This is a genomic window from Marinovum sedimenti, assembly GCF_054052205.1.
Genome location: NZ_CM133223.1, coordinates 3,272,013 through 3,287,173, shown reverse-complemented (window position 1 = coordinate 3,287,173; position 15,161 = coordinate 3,272,013). Strand labels below are relative to the sequence as shown.

Sequence of the window (15,161 nt, the reverse complement as noted above, 5' to 3'; positions counted from 1 at the left end):
ATTTGGGGTAAGTCATCGCACCTCCGCCCCGGTCGTTCAATGCAGCAACGCCGTCGACGCCGGAAAAGTATATGTCACTGCGTCGGCATCCCCTTGGGCCGCATCAGGCGTTTTTGCGCGGCAATCCGGAACGGCGCATTGGGGCCGCCATAGCCTTGATACCCGCCCCGCCGCTCGACGATTTCAAAGAACATGCCACCGGCGTAGGGGCGCGAATAGACTTGCAGGAAAGACCCCTCGGAATCCTCGTCATACAGGATATTTCCGGCCTTGAGGCGGGCCAACAACTCGTCCTCAAGATCAAACCGGGCCATCAGATCGGCGTAGTAATTGTCTGACATCGGCAAGGGTTTGAAACCGCGCCGCGCCAATTCATCAGAGGTGGCAAAGATGTCATCGGTGGCCAGCGCGATATGCTGCACCGAGGCCCCGAAACTGTCTGCCAGGAAATTGCCCGCCAAGGTGCGGTGCGATTCCGCGCCGTTCAGGGTGATGCGAAACCGCCCGTCGCCGGTATCAAGCGCCTGACTGCGTACCAGCCCGTCGGGGTCGATCACATCCACCATCGGCGATTTCTGCATCTGGAACAGCGAGGTGTAAAACAACGACCAACTGAGCATTTCGTCATAACTCATGGTCTGCGCCAGATGGTCGATCCGCTTCAATCCCGCGCCGGGGTCATCGCTGCCTTGCGCGGTGAATTCGACTGTCCAGACATCATCCAGCCCGCTGGCCTCTTCGATAAAATGCAACACGCTACCGCTAAGACCGCGGATCGCCGGGATGTTGAGCTCGCCGGGGCCGATGGGCTGGGCAAACGGCTTGGCGCCCAGGGCACTGGCCCGCGCGACGGTATCCTCGGCCGAACTAACCGAAAGGCCGATGTCGCAAACCGTGGTGCCATGCATGGTGTAGGCGCTGCTGGCGTAGCCTTTGGTTTCGCGGTTCACCACGATGCGAATGTCGCCTTGGGTCCAAAGCGAGAGCTGCTTGGCGATATGGCTGCCAGACCGCTGAAACCCCAGCGTTTTCAACAGGGTCTCCAGCGTATCTGCCTCGGCCCCGCGCGCGGCGAATTCAACGAAAGACACGCCGTCAACCGCCGCGCGCGCCGGCATATCGGGCAGGTCTGCGGCCACGTTCGGCTCGGCCCGGCGCACATCGTCCATCAGCGCCACAAGCGAGCGATGGCCATCCTTGGCGATGGTGCGCGGCGGGCCAGAGCGGAACTGATCGTTGAAAATCTCAAGACTGACCGGGCCGCTATAGCCCGTCGCCATCACCGCGCGCATGAAATCCGTCACCGCCAGATCGCCCTCGCCCGGCATGTTGCGAAAGTGGCGTGACCAATAGAGCAGATCCATGTCGATGCGCGGCGCATCGGCCAGTTGCACGAAAAAGATCTTGTCGCCGGGAATGCGCCTTATGGTCTCGGGATCAATGCCACGGCTGAGGGTGTGAAAACTGTCGAGGATCAGACCGACATGGCTGTGATCGGCGCGGCGCACCACCTCCCAGGCATCGCGATGATCGTTGACGTGCCGCCCCCAGGCCAGCGCCTCAAACCCCACACGCAGCCCGCGTTTAGCGGCGCGTTCGCCCAACGCGTGAAAATCCGCCGCCGCGCGGTCAATGCCGCCCAGCGCCTGCGGATGCACAGTCGAGCAGACCAGCACCAGATCGGTGCCGAGTTCCTGCATCAGGTCAAACTTGCGCTCGGCGCGGTCGAACGCCTTGGCGCGCAGCGGGTCCGGCAGACCCTCAAAATCGCGGAACGGCTGGAACAGGGTGATCTCAAGCCCCATCGAGCGGATCAGATCGCCCACCTCGCGCGGGGCCCCGTCGTGGGCGATGAAATCCTGCTCGAAAATCTCGATGCCGTCAAAACCGGCCTCGGCAATCGCTTCGAGCTTTTCCGGCAGGTTGCCAGAGATCGAAACCGTGGCAATCGAGGTTTTCATATCTGATCCCCTTGGATCGCATTCCGCAATGCGGCGTGGTCGAGGGGGATGCCGGTGAAGATGTCCCACGCGTCGACGCCCTGCCCGAAGAACAGTTCATACCCCGAGATAATCGCCAGCCCGGCGGCTTCGGCGTCTTGCAAAAACGGCGTCTCGACCGGGGTATACACTGCGTCAAACACCCATGTCGCGCCTTGCAGGGCGGACGCGGGCAAAGGCGAACCGCCGATCCCGACCATACCGAGCGGCGTGCAATTGATGATGCCGTCCGCGCCTTTGGCCGCCGCCATCGCATCGCTGCCTGCCGTCACCTCGATCCCAGTGCCCAATGCGCGCAGCGCTGCGGCCAGCGCCTCGGCCTTGGCCGGATCCAGATCGACGCAGCGGATCGCGCGGGCCTTGAGCGCGACAAGTCCAAAGGCCACGGCCTTGCCCACCCCGCCGGTGCCAATCAGACAGACCGTGCCGGGGTTTTCCGCGCCGCGCACCGCGCGGTAGGCCGCCATGAACCCGGTGTAATCGGTGTTGAACCCCTGCGGGCCCTCCGCCGCGAACACCACCGTGTTCACCGCCCCGATCGCGCGCACCAAGGGGTCACTCACCGTGACCTTGGAAGTCACCAGCTCTTTATACGGATAGGTCACGTTGATGCCGCGAAACCCGGCGTCTTGGGCCTGTTGGAACACCTCGTCAAAGGTCAGCCCCATATCCTTGGGGATCAACCGATCATAGGTGACGGTGTTGCCGGTCAGCCGCCCCGCCTCGCGGTGCAAACGGGGGGATTTGGAGCGCGAGATATTGTCGCCAATCAACCCGAGTTTGATGGTTTGTGCACTCATTGCCGCGCTCCTTTCTTGCCGAACACCCGCGCCTTGGCCTTGGCCCAAACCGGGGTCTGGCTGACAAAGATCAGGATGACCGAGACAAACAGCACCAACGACAGCGGGCTTGTCACCACCCCTTCAAAGAAACGACCCAGCTCTTCGCGTTCCGAAATGATCGCCCGGCGCCAGTTGTCATCCAGAAGCCGCGACAGGATCACCCCAAGGATCACCGGCCCCAGCGGATAGCCGTAATGGCGCATGAAGTAGCCAAAGACGCCGAAGGCAAGCATCCAGTACACATCGGTGATCGAATTGTTGACCGCATAGGCCCCGACGATGGAAAGCAGCATGATCAGCGGGATCAGCACGGCGCGCGGCATCTCGACGATCTTGGTGAACAGCTTGATGCCAGTCAGGCCGAACAGCAGCATAAAGCAGTTGGCGGTGACAAGCGCGCCGACGATAAACCAGAACATATCAGGCTGGTCGATCATCAGCATCGGGCCGGGGTTCAGCCCGTGGATGAACAGCGCGCCAATCATGATCGCGGTGACGGCATCGCCGGGAATGCCCAGCGTCATCATCGGGATAAACGCCCCGCCGACGGCGGCGTTGTTGGCGGTCTCGGGGGCGACAAGGCCCTCCATTGCGCCATCGCCAAACGGGCGCTCGGGGTTCTTGGTCACGCGCTTGGCGTGGTCATAGGCCATCAGCGCCGCGATATCGCCACCGGTGCCGGGAAGTGCGCCGATCACCACGCCAATGGTCGAGGTTTGCACGCTGAGCGGCAGGTGTTTCTTGACCGTCGCCAGCGAGGGCACGATGCGGTTGATCTTTTGGCGCACGGCGTCCTTGTTGACGTGGTGCAACTGCGACAGCGCCTCAGAGACGCCGAACATGCCAATCATCACCGCGATAAAGGAAATGCCGCCTTCGAGGATTTGGAAATCAAAGGTAAAGCGTTCGGCAAAGGTCAGCGGGTCACGGCCCACCGCCCCAATGGCGATGCCCAACGCCCCGGCAAAGATGCCCTTGACCAGCGAGCCTTGCGACAGCGAGCCGACCAGCAGAATGCCGAGCACGGCCAGCAGCATATAGTCGCGCGGCTGGAATTTCAGCGCAAAGTCCGACACCAGCGGCGCGGCCAGGGCCAGCACACCGATGCCGATGAAACCGCCGATAAAGCTCATCACCGTGGTCACGCCGATGGCCTCGCCCGCTTCGCCGCGTTTGGCCATTGGATAGCCGTCGAGCGCCGTGGCAATCGCCGAGGGCGCGCCGGGAATGTTGAGCAGGATCGCGGTGCGCGAGCCACCATAGACGCCGCCCATATAGATGCCGATCATCAGCGAAATCGCCGGATAGACATCCCACGAGAAGGTAAAGGAAATCAGGATCGACACCGCCATCGTTACCGACAGTCCCGGTATCGCGCCGACATAGACCCCGGCAAAGGTGCCCAGCCCGACCAGCAGCAGCAATTGCGGCTGGGTGAACACCGTCAGGAAATCCATCAGAGTGGCCATCATGCGCCCTCCCCGTTGATCAGGTTGCGGAAGAATTGAATGAATTCGGCTTCGGGCAGGATACCTGCGGGCATCAGCACCGAGAACACGATGCGAAAGATCAGCCAGATCGCGATCAGGCTGCCCAATGACACGCCCACCGTCCAGAGCCAGCTCCGCTTTCCAAGGTATTTGATTGCGGCAATCAGGAACACCGCCGAAGTCGGCAAAAAGCCCAACGGTTTGAGCAGCAAGCCATAGAGTGCCAGCGCGACGGCAAAGAACACGACCGTCAGCGGCAGGATGTCTTTCGCCAAAGTCTCGGCCCGGTCAAGCGGCAGTTTCGCGGTCTTGAGAACCACCACCAATGCGGCAATCGCCATCACCAGAGTTGTCGCCATCGGCACGGTGCCGGGCGCAGACAGGGCCTCGAAACCGGAAATGCCGTAGGCGTTCCAAAGCAACCCAAGGCTGGCGGCCAGCATCACGCCCGCAAATACAAGCTCTCCGGGGCGGCGCTTGTCCACTTCGCCGCCGGGCGTGGCATCGGATGTGCCGTCGTGGTGTTCAGGGTCGATATGCTGCATGGCGTCCTCCCAAAGATAGCCTGCTGAAAAGAAAAAGCGCCGCGCTTCGCCAGTTGGGAAGTGCGGCGCCGGGTGCCCCGATAGGAGCACTTTGGCCGTGCGTCAGGCGATCAGTTGCCGGGACGTGCGATGCCGAACTCTTCGGGCGAGTTCTTGGTGTGGCCCGCGTCCTGCAACAGCCAGGCGGTGCCCTGTTGCCATTTCGTCAGAAACGCCGAGGCTTCATCACCGGACAGGCCCATCAGGGTAAAGCCGCGATCCTCCATCAGAGTGACGAAATCAGGATGCTGCACAGCCTCGCCGTAGGCGGTTGAGAGCTTGCTGACCACATCGTCTGGCGTGCCCTTGGGAACAAAGACGCCAAAGAACGGCCCCCACGGCAGATAGGTCTCATAGGCCGCGTTAAAGTCGGTGACAGGCGGCACGTCAGGCAGCGTTTCATGCGCCTTCACGTCAAAGATCGCCAGCGGCTTCATCTTGCCGGCGCGGATGCCTTCGATGGCCGCGCCCAGAACCGCAGGCATCACGTCGACCGCGCCGCCTTGCAGGCCGGTCAGCGCTGGGCCGTCGCCATCATAGGGCACCGCGATCACGTCCAACCCGCCTTCAACCGTGTCGATCATCGCCGTGATGACCGAAGGCAGACCGCCGGGGCCAGTGGCCCCAAACCGGAGCGCGCCGGGGTTGGCCTTGATGTGCGCCATCATGCCAGCATAGTCGTCGAAAGGCGCATCGGTGTTGGCCACAAGGATCGGCGTACCGCGCGCAAGCAGCGAGATCGGAGTGAATTCGCCATAGTCTTTGTCGCCCAGGCCCATGATCTTGTACAGCATCGGGTTTTCCGCGCCCATCAGCACGGTATAGCCATCGGCCTTGGCCCCTGCGACGTGGTTCAGCGCAATTGCGCCAACCGCACCGGTCATGTTCTGCATGACGACCGTGCCGCCCAAGATCTCTTCTGCATGCGGCGTAACCGACCGCATCACCGTATCGGTCGAGCCACCGGCCCCCCACTGGATGATGCCTTGGATTTCTTTTTCAGGGTACTCGGCAACCGCGGCTGTGGCCGTCAGTGCAATCGCGCCAAGCGCGCCAAAAAGTGCTCGTTTCATTGGTATCCTCCCTAGATGTCGAAACGTTGGGCCGGTTCGTATCGGCCCGTGACACTGGCAACTTGCCAGAACTGACGCTTAACGTCGAATGCTTAAAATGCCATCAGGATAACCTGATGTTAATCCGGGCTGCGCAATCCCGGCCCAGCCGCAACAGCTTGGCTCAGTTCACGGCGAAATTGGCGGATGGCGTATTCGGCAAACCCCGACAGCACCCGCCCCTTTTTGCGCGCCACAAAGGATTTGACCGAAGCCGCCTCGCGCAGCGGCCGGCGCACCAGCCCCGGCATATAGACCTCGGCCACCGAAAACTCATCAATCACCGCGACGCCAAGCCCGTGCCGCACGAGGCTGACAACCGTCTGCGCAAACCGTCCGCGCATCGCGTGTTCGACCGGCAGACCGGCATCAACAAAGGGTTGCGCCATCAGCGCGCCGTAAGGGTCGGAGGGCTCGACCCCGATCAACGGATGGTCGGTCAAATCATGCACCGAGATGTCGCGTTTGTCGGCCAGAACATGGCCCTCGGGCAGGATCACCACCAACCGACCCTCGGCAATTTGCTCATTCTCGATGGCAGCGTTTTCCACCTCGGAAGACATCACCACAAATTCGCCGCGCTCCAGCAACAGATAGTCCACGGTCTCTTCGATTTTGAGAATGTTGAGATCAATGTAAAGGTCGGTGTACTGCGCCCGCACCCGTTTGAGCGCACGCGCCGCGATGAACTGGGCAATGGACGGCCCGGCGGCAAAGGCCAGCCGCACGTCATCGCCCTTTTGCAACGCCCCCACCGCCGATTGCAGGTTGGCAACGCCTTTATAAACCTCGCGCACCTGCACAAACACGGCGCTGGCCTCGACCGAGGGAATGAACAGCCCGGCCTTGCGTTCAAACAGCCGGATGCCCAGCGATTCCTCGGTGTGTTTGACAAGGCGGCTGATGCCGGGGGCCGAAACGTTCAACATCTCGGCCGCGCCGCTGATCGTGCCGGTCATCATCACCGCGCGGATCACTTCGATCTGCCTGAGGGTCATTTCGGACATGGTGGCACCTCCCGCCGTCAGGATAACGTGATGTTATGCAAAGGCAAGAACGGGCATCTTAGGTTAAATCCCTCTCGGGCTGGCAGGCAAAGAAAAACGGGCCGCGCAGAGACTGCGGGCCCGTTTTGGAATTTCATGTAGGGGGCGTCAGGCGGCTTTTGGAAAGGCCACTTTCGCCTCTTCGATGAACACCTGATGCAGTGCCTTGATCGCGGGTTTCAGATCCTCACGCTCAAGGATGAACTGGGTGTCCACATGCCGCGGCCCTTGGCTTGCGCCCAAGGTTTCGCGACCGGTCTCGGCAATCGCCTGCAACCCTTTGGTCAGCACCGACAACCCGCTGAGATCACGGCCAATCACCGAGGCCATGGCAAGAGTGCGCGACCGGATTTCGGCCTGCGGATAGCGCTTGGCCACATCGCGTTCGACCCGCCGCATGGTTTTCAGCGAGGCATCAACGAAGTGCGTGATCGTATTGGCGTTCGACACTTTCGAGACGATGCGCACATCGTGGCGCGTCAGAACCTCAAGGATCGTGGCGTCATAACCTTTGACCCCAACCATGTCCTGCTCAAACACCTCAAGCGCGATGATATCAAGGCCCGTGACCATCTCAACCGCCGGGCTTTCGGCCTTTTGATCGTCGATCAGCGTGCCGGGATCGCCGGGCTCAAAGGCATTGGCCACGCGCAGCGGCACTTCGGCCTGCCGCAGGGTTTTCGCCGCATTGGGGTGAATCGCTTCCATCCCCATGTTCGACATCTGATCGGCCACGTCGAAATTGGTCCGGCCCAGCTTGCGCACGGCATCGGTGCCAACCAGTTTCGGGTCGGCAGACGACAGGTGAAATTCCTTGTGAATGATCGCCTCACGCGCGCCAGTCAGCGCGGCGAGCTTGGAAAACGTCACTTCGGAATAGCCCCGGTCAAACTCGCGCATCAGCCCTTCGGTGCATTGGGCATAGCCGGTCACGATTGGCATTTCGACCGCAGGATCAACACCATCGAGCGCGGAGTTGATACGCTCTTCGAGCGACATCTCGGCCTCGTCGCGCCAGCCCGACAGATCGACCAAACGTGCGTTTACACCCGCGCGTTGCAGCAACAGCGTGGCCACCAAAGCGGAATGCGCCTCGCCCAAGCCAGACAGCAGCTCGCGGATTTGCAGCAGATGCGAGTCGAGCCGGAAGTGGCCATAGGAACACAGGCGTTGCAGATCGATAAGACAGTTGCGCGCGCCTTCGATGCGGTCACGCACGAACTCAGCGGCACGAGCCTGATCACCGGAGTGATCAAGCACCTTGTCATGCGCGGCCACCATCGCGGCAGCGACACGGTCAAGCGCCTCGTGCCAGCCATGATCGGTATCGGCATTGGTGAAATCAGCGTAGACGCCTGACTTACCGGTCTTTTTATGCTCAAGCAGCAGGTCAGTGATGCCGCCAAAAGCCGACACCACAAAGATCCGCCCGTAAAGATCGGCACCCGTCCGGCCACCGATCAGCAGGGTATCGCGCAGTTCATCCAGCCGCGACATCGACGTGCCGCCGATTTTCTCGACAGTATGGGTCATGCGGTCTCCAATTGCTCCGGCGCGGCATAAGACCCGTCTTCGCGGTGGACCTCGTTGCCGGTCACAGGCGGGTTGAAGCAGCAGGCCATGACCAGCTCTTCTTCGGCGCGCAGCACATGGCGGTCGTGTTTGTCGAGCGCATACATCACGCCCGGCACGATCTCATGCGTTTCGCCGGTGGCCAGATCAGTGATCGAGCCTTTGCCCTTCATGCAATACACGCTTTCGAAGTGGTTCTTGTACTCGAACGTGTGCTCGGACCCTTCGTTGAGAAAGGTGATGTGGAACGAAAAGCCCATGCCATCATCCGCCAGCAGCATCCGCACCGAGGTCCAGTTGGCATCCGAGACAACACGGTCTCTTTCGGTTTTGGTGATCTTGTTGAAATCTCTGACAATCATACCAGTTACTCCGCTGCAATTTTCATGGTGTCGCGGGCGGCGGCGGACTCTGTCGCGGCTTCGAGCAGGATGCCAAAGCCCTTGGCAAAGGTCTCGTCCGGCGTGGTCAGCGGGGCGAGAACCTTGACAACTTCGTCATTCGGGCCAGAGGTTTCGATCACAAGACCCTTCTCAAACGCACGCGCGCAGATGTCAGCGGCAAGCTCGCCCGAGCCAACATCAACACCGCGCATCAGGCCACGGCCCTTGAGGTAGGCGCCGTCAAACAGGTCGGACACGGCCTGCAAACCACTGATGATCAGCTGTTCGCGGGTTTTCAGCACCTCGGCGAATTTGCCATCGGCCCAGAACTTTTCAATCGCCACGCGGGCGGTGACAAAGGCGTGGTTGTTGCCACGGAAGGTGCCGTTGTGCTCGGCGGGGCCAAACACATCATGCTGCGGACGCACCAGAACCAGGCCCATCGGCAGGCCAAAGCCCGAGATCGATTTCGCCATGGTGATGATGTCGGGCGTGATGCCCATTTCCTCAAAGCTGAAGAAACCGCCGGTGCGGCCACAGCCCGCCTGCACATCGTCGATGATCAGCAGCGCGCCGTGTTCATGCGCGAGGTCAGCCACCTTCTTGATCCATTCGGTCGATGCGGCGTTCAGACCGCCCTCGCCCTGCACGGTTTCAAAGATGATCGCCGCCGGGGCGTCCATGCCAGACGACGCATCGTTCAGCATCTTGTCGAGCAGGCGCGAGGTGTCGAAATCTTCGCCCATGTAGCCGTCAAACGGCATGCGGGTCACACCGTTCAGCTCGGTCCCTGCCCCGCCACGGTGATAGCCGTTGCCGGTCGCGGCCAGCGCGCCCAGCGTCACACCGTGAAAGCCGTTGGTGAAGCTAATCACGTTGGTGCGGCCAGTCACTTTACGTGCCAGTTTGATCGCGGCTTCCACCGCGTTGGCGCCGGTCGGGCCGGTGAACATCAGCTTGTGGTCCATGCCGCGCGGCTCGAGGATATGTGTCTCGAACGCGTTCAGGAAATCGGCCTTGGCATTGGTGTGCAGGTCAAGCCCGTGCGCCACGCCGTCGCCCGCGATGTGGTCGATCAACGCGGTCTTCATGTCAGGGTCGTTGTGACCATAGTTCAGCGAGGAACAACCGGCGAGAAAGTCGATATACTCGCGGCCATCGGCGTCTTTCATGATCGAACCGCTGGCACCGGTAAAGGTGGTGGCAAAGCCACGGCAATAGGAACGTGCTTCGCTCTCGCGACGGGTGAAAATAGCGATATCTTGGGTCATGTGCTCAGACATGTGGCCCTCCTTCGGAAACTTGTAATTTGAATGGGTTCAGGCAGCGCGCAGCAGCTTGGGCTTCTCGGGCAGCTCGATCGTCACCATGTGTTCGGTGGCGTGCTGGCCGTCAAAGTGCGCATCGCGCTTGAAGTGAGGCTCATCCGAGATGTCGCCGCCGATAGAGCGGGCGAAGCTGCGGAACAGCCCCCAGGACGCAGCGTTGTCCTTGGTGATTGTGGTTTTCAGCTCGTCCGCCTCGGCGCAGTTTTCACGCTCAACGAGGTGGGTGAGCATCTTGCGGCCAAGGCCAAGCCCGCGCGCGGCGGGGCTGACAGCCACCTGCCACACAAAGAAAGCATTCTGGTTCGGGATCAGATGACCCGAAATCCAGCCGACAACCTCACCGTCGATCTCTGCCAGGACACATGTGTCGCGGAAGTGATCAGCCTGAATCAGGTTGCAGTACATCGAATTTTCATCGAGCGGCGCGCTGTTGCGGACCAACTCCCATATAGCGGCCCCATCCGTCGCTTCTGGTTTACGCAGACAGGGCGTAGGCGTTCGAGTGTTTTCTTTGCTCTCGGGCATAGACTGTGGCCTCATTATTTCCTTCAGGTCTCGAACTAACACTCCCCCCCATTCATTTCAACACTCAAAGCAAAATATACGCTCATAGCGGCGTTTCAGCGCATTACTGCCGTTTATTACTGGAAAACCCCGAAATAACTCCTTAGCAAGGCTAAGTTAATTGATTTGAGGATCAAAGCGTTGATTGCACTGCATAAATCGTGGCAAACTGCTGAAATGACGCGTTCCGACGACACTCGCATTGATCAGAGCCTGATTGCTCTGCGCCGCATCCTGCGGGCGACGGAGCTTTACGAACGCTCTTTGGCGCAGGCGGCGGGGCTGTCCTCGGCGCAGCTTCGGGTGCTTCAGATCGTGGCGGGCAAGGATGCGCTTGGCATCACGCCCAAGGCGCTGGCAACGCAGATGGGGGTGAGCCAGGCCACCGTGACCGCGCTGGTCGACAAACTTGTGGCGCGCGCGATGGTGATGCGGCACCGCTCGGTCACTGACCGGCGCCAGACCGATGTCATTATCACCGATGCCGGGCGCGCCGCCGTCGAAACCTCGCCCGATGCGCTGCAACAGCGGTTTGTCCAGTCCTTCGCCAAGCTGATGGACTGGGAGCAGGCGCAGTTGATCGCCTCGCTTGAACGGGTGGCCGCGATGCTCGACGCCCGCGATATCGATGCCGCGCCGGTGCTGACCTTCGGCGACATCCGCTCGGAAACCGGCCAAAGCTGAGCGCGCCCTCAAGTGTTGCGTAAAAATCAGGCATTGAGCACTGCGGCGCTCTGATTTCGCGCGCTTTTCATTTACATTGCCACGGCTGCGCGCACATCTGCACAGATGACCCGCCCGCTTTCCATCACCATTGTCGAAGCCGACCGCGACCGTGCGTTGCTGATCGTCGACAGCCTGCGCGCGGCCGGGGATTACGATATTCAGGTCATTGCCGAGGCCACCAGCCTTGCCCGCCAAATTCAGGCGCGCCAGCCCGATGTGGTGTTGATCGACGTCGAAAACCCTTCGCGCGATACCTTGGAAGAATTGGCGCTGGCCTCTGGCCCGCAGGACCGCCCGGTGATGATGTTTGTCGACAAATCGCCCGACGGTATGTCGACCGCCGCAATCGAGGCCGGGGTCTCGGCCTATGTGGTCGACGGCCTGCAAGCGCAGCGCATCAAGCCGGTGCTCGACGCCGCCATCACCCGGTTTCGCATGTTCCAACGGATGCGCACCGAACTGGCCGAAACAAAACGCGCGCTTGAAGAGCGCAAGGTGATCGACCGCGCCAAGGGCATTCTGATCAAGGCGCGCGGCATTGGCGAAGACGAAGCCTATGCCCTGCTGCGCAAGACCGCGATGGACCAGGGCAAGCGCGTGGCCGATGTGGCGCAGGCTTTGGTCACCACGGCGGGGCTGCTGTCATGAACGCGACAACCTTGTCGGTCGGCTTCATCCCATTGGTGGATGCCGCCCCGCTGATCATTGCGCAGGAAATGGGATTTGCCGCCGAAGAGGGCATTGCGCTGGATTTGCGGCGCGCGCCGTCGTGGTCGTCGCTGCGCGATATGCTCAGCTTTGGTCAGGTGCACGCGGCACATATGTTATCGCCGGTGCCGGTGGCCAGCGCGCTGGGGCTGGGCGGTTCCGGCGCGGCGCTGTCGGCGGTGTCGGTGCTGTCGGTCAATGGCAATGTGATCGGGGTCAGCCGCGATCTGGCGGCGCAACTGCGCGACGCCGGGCATGATTTCGGCTTTTCCGACGCGCATTCGGCGGGGAAATCGCTGATCCAGGTGGCGGGTAAGGCGCTGCGCATTGGCGTGCCCTTCCCGTTTTCGATGCATGCCGAGCTGGTGTATTACTGGCTCTCGGCGCTGGGCCTGCCTGCGCCGCAATCGATCCACATCCGCTCGATCCCGCCGCCGCTGATGGGCGATGCGATGCGCGCGGGCGAGATTGATGCCTTCTGCGTCGGCGAACCCTGGGGCAGTCAGGCGGTCGAGCGTGGCATGGGCGAGCTCTTGCTGCCCTGCTCGGCAATCTGGGGCTTTGCGCCGGAAAAGGTGCTGGCCGTGCGCAACGATTGGGCCGAGGCCGAGGGCGTTCTGTTGGGCCGCTTGATACGTGCCGTCTGGCGCGCCGGGCGTTGGCTGGCGGACAGCGCCTCGCACAGCCTGACCGCCGAGATCCTGTCGCGGCCCGATTTCCTCAACATTGCGCCCGATCTGCTGGAGCGGGCGCTGTCGGGTCGGCTGGTGATTTCGCAGCGCGGCGAAGAGCGCAGCGTTCCGGCCTTTGTCGAGTTTCACAAATCCGCCGCCACCTTTCCCTGGCGGTCACAGGCCGAATGGATCGGGCTGCAACTTGCGGCCCGCACCGGGCTTGACCGGGGGCAAGCCAAGGCCAGCGCCGCGCAGGTGTTTCGCGCCGATTTGCATCGCGCCGCCTTGGCCGATCTGCCCGCCACGCTGCCCATCGCATCGTCGCGGATCGAGGGCGGAGTGCGCACACAAACGGCGGTTTCGGCAGAGCGCGGCCACCTGATTCTGTCGCCTGACGGGTTTTTCGATGGCCGGATTTTTGACCCCGACCTAAGCTGACGCCCATTTATTGTGCAGTCGCAGCAATGATCGCGCTGCATCGCAGAATAATCGCCGCCTTTCCCAATCTAGCCTTTGCACGCCTAAGGGGTGCTGCGTCATAAAAGAGACATCGGCGAGCAATGGCGTTCGCTGTCGAAATTCTCCCCCAATGCAGCGGGGACCATGAGCAAAGCCGCTCGACCCTCTGCACATATGCGGAGTGCGTCAGCGGCTTTTTTGTTTTTGCTCGGACCCTCTCCTCCCGGGCGCAGATCTAAGGGATACCCCCATGAAGACCCTCCTTCTCGGCCTTGCCACCTGTACAGCGCTCACCAGCCCGGCGCTGGCGGAACTGAATCTTGAAAAGGATGAACTGACCTTCGGCTTTATCAAACTGACCGATATGGCGCCGCTCGCGGTGGCCTATGAACAGGGGTATTTCCTTGATGAGGGCTTGTTTGTAACGCTCGAAGCGCAGGCCAACTGGAAAGTTCTGCTCGACGGTGTGATTGGCGGACAGCTTGACGGCGCGCATATGCTGGCCGGTCAGCCGCTGGCGGCGACCATCGGTTTTGGCACCGAGGCGCATATTATCACGCCGTTTTCGATGGATCTGAACGGCAACGGCATCACCGTGTCGAACGAAATCTGGGACCAGATGAAGCCGAATATCCCCGCCGATGCCGAGGGCAAGCCGATCCACCCGATTTCCGCTGCCGCGCTGGCGCCGGTGGTTGAAGCCTACAAAAACGACGGCAAGCCGTTCAACATGGGCATGGTGTTCCCGGTCTCAACCCACAACTACGAGTTGCGTTACTGGCTCGCCGCCGGCGGCCTGCACCCCGGATATTACAGCCCCGAAAACATCACCGGCCAGATCGGTGCGGACGTGCTGCTTTCGGTGACACCGCCGCCGCAGATGCCTGCGACTTTGGAGGCCGGCACGATCTATGGCTATTCCGTGGGTGAACCGTGGAACCAGCAGGCCGTGGTCAAAGGCATCGGCGTGCCAGTGATCACCGATTATGAGCTGTGGAAGAACAACCCCGAAAAGGTGTTCGGCATCACCAACGACTTTGCCGAAGAGTACCCCAACACCACCCTCGCCGTGACCAAGGCGCTGATCCGCGCGGCACAGTGGCTTGACGAGAATGACAATGCCAACCGGATGGAAGCGGTCGAAATCCTGAGCAAGCCAGAATACGTCGGGGCCGACCCCGAGGTGATTGCGGCCTCGATGACCGGCACGTTTGAGTACGAAAAAGGCGACAAACGCGAGGTTCCCGATTTCAACGTCTTCTTCCGCTACAACGCCACCTACCCGTTCTATTCCGATGCGATCTGGTATCTGACCCAGATGCGCCGCTGGGGCCAGATTTCCGAGCCGAAGTCGGACAGCTGGTACGATGAGGTCGCTAAGTCGGTTTATAAACCCGCGATCTATCTCGAAGCCGCGCGGCTTCTGGTCGACGACGGTCTGGCAAATGAGGCCGACTTCCCCTGGGACAGCGATGGCTACAAAGCCCCGACCCCGGCGGGCGATATCATCGATGGCATCGGCTATGACGGCAAATCCCCCAACGCCTATCTCGACAGCCTGCCCATCGGCCTGAAGGGCGCGCAAACCGTCGTCGGCACCGACGTCAAAGGCTGACCGAAGCTTAGGCAGAGACCCCGGACAGCGCTCCGGGGCCTCCACCACACTCCTCAGA

At 61.3% G+C, this 15,161-nt stretch carries 14 protein-coding genes; 4 read left to right on the top strand and 10 right to left on the bottom strand.

The window, feature by feature from the left end; translation table 11 throughout:
* Window positions 1–74: 74 nt before the first annotated feature.
* The 10 genes from ACW9UO_RS15765 to ectA all read right to left on the bottom strand — a co-directional run bounded on the left by ACW9UO_RS15765 (window position 75) and on the right by ectA (window position 10,882).
* On the bottom strand, window positions 75–1,961 hold the full coding sequence (locus ACW9UO_RS15765) for a bifunctional sugar phosphate isomerase/epimerase/4-hydroxyphenylpyruvate dioxygenase family protein (protein WP_457086721.1): 1,887 nt from the start codon (window positions 1,959–1,961) through the stop codon (window positions 75–77).
* On the bottom strand, window positions 1,958–2,800 hold the full coding sequence (locus ACW9UO_RS15760) for a shikimate dehydrogenase family protein (protein WP_457086720.1): 843 nt from the start codon (window positions 2,798–2,800) through the stop codon (window positions 1,958–1,960). Before ACW9UO_RS15760 ends, ACW9UO_RS15765 begins: the two co-directional genes overlap by 4 nt.
* Entirely contained in the window at window positions 2,797–4,311 is a 1,515-nt protein-coding gene (locus ACW9UO_RS15755; RefSeq protein ID WP_457088675.1) for a tripartite tricarboxylate transporter permease, read from the bottom strand. The genes ACW9UO_RS15760 and ACW9UO_RS15755 overlap by 4 nt, the downstream gene beginning before the upstream one ends.
* A complete protein-coding gene (locus ACW9UO_RS15750; RefSeq protein WP_457086719.1) occupies window positions 4,311–4,877 on the bottom strand; it encodes a tripartite tricarboxylate transporter TctB family protein in 567 nt (188 codons plus the stop codon). Before ACW9UO_RS15750 ends, ACW9UO_RS15755 begins: the two co-directional genes overlap by 1 nt.
* A 110-nt stretch (window positions 4,878–4,987) precedes the next feature.
* On the bottom strand, window positions 4,988–5,989 hold the full coding sequence (locus ACW9UO_RS15745) for a Bug family tripartite tricarboxylate transporter substrate binding protein (RefSeq protein ID WP_457086718.1): 1,002 nt from the start codon (window positions 5,987–5,989) through the stop codon (window positions 4,988–4,990).
* Window positions 5,990–6,108: 119 nt separating this feature from the next.
* Window positions 6,109–7,035, bottom strand: coding sequence for a LysR family transcriptional regulator (locus ACW9UO_RS15740; protein ID WP_457086717.1), 927 nt, complete (start codon window positions 7,033–7,035; stop codon window positions 6,109–6,111).
* A 147-nt stretch (window positions 7,036–7,182) separates the two neighbouring features.
* The gene (locus ACW9UO_RS15735) at window positions 7,183–8,607 is read right to left on the bottom strand and encodes an aspartate kinase (RefSeq protein ID WP_457086716.1); all 1,425 of its coding nucleotides are present in this window, start codon (window positions 8,605–8,607) and stop codon (window positions 7,183–7,185) included.
* Entirely contained in the window at window positions 8,604–9,008 is a 405-nt protein-coding gene (locus ACW9UO_RS15730; RefSeq protein ID WP_457086715.1) for an ectoine synthase, read from the bottom strand. The genes ACW9UO_RS15735 and ACW9UO_RS15730 overlap by 4 nt, the downstream gene beginning before the upstream one ends.
* A 5-nt stretch (window positions 9,009–9,013) precedes the next feature.
* The gene (gene ectB, locus ACW9UO_RS15725; RefSeq protein WP_457086714.1) at window positions 9,014–10,312 is read right to left on the bottom strand and encodes a diaminobutyrate--2-oxoglutarate transaminase; all 1,299 of its coding nucleotides are present in this window, start codon (window positions 10,310–10,312) and stop codon (window positions 9,014–9,016) included.
* Window positions 10,313–10,348: 36 nt separating this feature from the next.
* On the bottom strand, window positions 10,349–10,882 hold the full coding sequence (ectA, locus tag ACW9UO_RS15720) for a diaminobutyrate acetyltransferase (protein WP_457086713.1): 534 nt from the start codon (window positions 10,880–10,882) through the stop codon (window positions 10,349–10,351).
* Window positions 10,883–11,098: 216 nt separating this feature from the next.
* Between ectA and ACW9UO_RS15715 the strand changes: the two genes are divergently transcribed.
* From ACW9UO_RS15715 to ACW9UO_RS15700, 4 genes are all read left to right on the top strand, one after another.
* Entirely contained in the window at window positions 11,099–11,605 is a 507-nt protein-coding gene (locus tag ACW9UO_RS15715) for a MarR family winged helix-turn-helix transcriptional regulator (protein ID WP_457086712.1), read from the top strand.
* Between the two features lie 105 nt (window positions 11,606–11,710).
* Window positions 11,711–12,295 carry an ANTAR domain-containing response regulator gene (locus ACW9UO_RS15710; RefSeq protein ID WP_457086711.1) on the top strand — a complete coding sequence of 195 codons (585 nt, stop codon included), beginning with the start codon at window positions 11,711–11,713 and terminating at the stop codon, window positions 12,293–12,295.
* On the top strand, window positions 12,292–13,467 hold the full coding sequence (locus tag ACW9UO_RS15705; protein ID WP_457086710.1) for a CmpA/NrtA family ABC transporter substrate-binding protein: 1,176 nt from the start codon (window positions 12,292–12,294) through the stop codon (window positions 13,465–13,467). Before ACW9UO_RS15710 ends, ACW9UO_RS15705 begins: the two co-directional genes overlap by 4 nt.
* A gap of 271 nt (window positions 13,468–13,738) precedes the next feature.
* Window positions 13,739–15,103 carry a CmpA/NrtA family ABC transporter substrate-binding protein gene (locus ACW9UO_RS15700; RefSeq protein WP_457086709.1) on the top strand — a complete coding sequence of 455 codons (1,365 nt, stop codon included), beginning with the start codon at window positions 13,739–13,741 and terminating at the stop codon, window positions 15,101–15,103.
* Window positions 15,104–15,161: the final 58 nt, after the last annotated feature.

What these genes read in the sequence shown, in the direction of transcription:
- ACW9UO_RS15735 (WP_457086716.1), bottom strand. Translation starts at nt 8,607, where the DNA reads ATGACCCATACTGTCGAGAAAATCGGCGGCACGTCGATGTCGCGGCTG.
- ACW9UO_RS15755 (WP_457088675.1), bottom strand. Translation starts at nt 4,311, where the DNA reads ATGGCCACTCTGATGGATTTCCTGACGGTGTTCACCCAGCCGCAATTG.
- ACW9UO_RS15705 (WP_457086710.1), top strand. Translation starts at nt 12,292, where the DNA reads ATGAACGCGACAACCTTGTCGGTCGGCTTCATCCCATTGGTGGATGCC.
- ACW9UO_RS15710 (WP_457086711.1), top strand. Translation starts at nt 11,711, where the DNA reads ATGACCCGCCCGCTTTCCATCACCATTGTCGAAGCCGACCGCGACCGT.
- ACW9UO_RS15760 (WP_457086720.1), bottom strand. Translation starts at nt 2,800, where the DNA reads ATGAGTGCACAAACCATCAAACTCGGGTTGATTGGCGACAATATCTCG.
- ACW9UO_RS15750 (WP_457086719.1), bottom strand. Translation starts at nt 4,877, where the DNA reads ATGCAGCATATCGACCCTGAACACCACGACGGCACATCCGATGCCACG.
- ACW9UO_RS15745 (WP_457086718.1), bottom strand. Translation starts at nt 5,989, where the DNA reads ATGAAACGAGCACTTTTTGGCGCGCTTGGCGCGATTGCACTGACGGCC.
- ACW9UO_RS15730 (WP_457086715.1), bottom strand. Translation starts at nt 9,008, where the DNA reads ATGATTGTCAGAGATTTCAACAAGATCACCAAAACCGAAAGAGACCGT.
- ACW9UO_RS15740 (WP_457086717.1), bottom strand. Translation starts at nt 7,035, where the DNA reads ATGTCCGAAATGACCCTCAGGCAGATCGAAGTGATCCGCGCGGTGATG.
- ectB (WP_457086714.1), bottom strand. Translation starts at nt 10,312, where the DNA reads ATGTCTGAGCACATGACCCAAGATATCGCTATTTTCACCCGTCGCGAG.
- ACW9UO_RS15715 (WP_457086712.1), top strand. Translation starts at nt 11,099, where the DNA reads ATGACGCGTTCCGACGACACTCGCATTGATCAGAGCCTGATTGCTCTG.
- ectA (WP_457086713.1), bottom strand. Translation starts at nt 10,882, where the DNA reads ATGCCCGAGAGCAAAGAAAACACTCGAACGCCTACGCCCTGTCTGCGT.
- ACW9UO_RS15700 (WP_457086709.1), top strand. Translation starts at nt 13,739, where the DNA reads ATGAAGACCCTCCTTCTCGGCCTTGCCACCTGTACAGCGCTCACCAGC.
- ACW9UO_RS15765 (WP_457086721.1), bottom strand. Translation starts at nt 1,961, where the DNA reads ATGAAAACCTCGATTGCCACGGTTTCGATCTCTGGCAACCTGCCGGAA.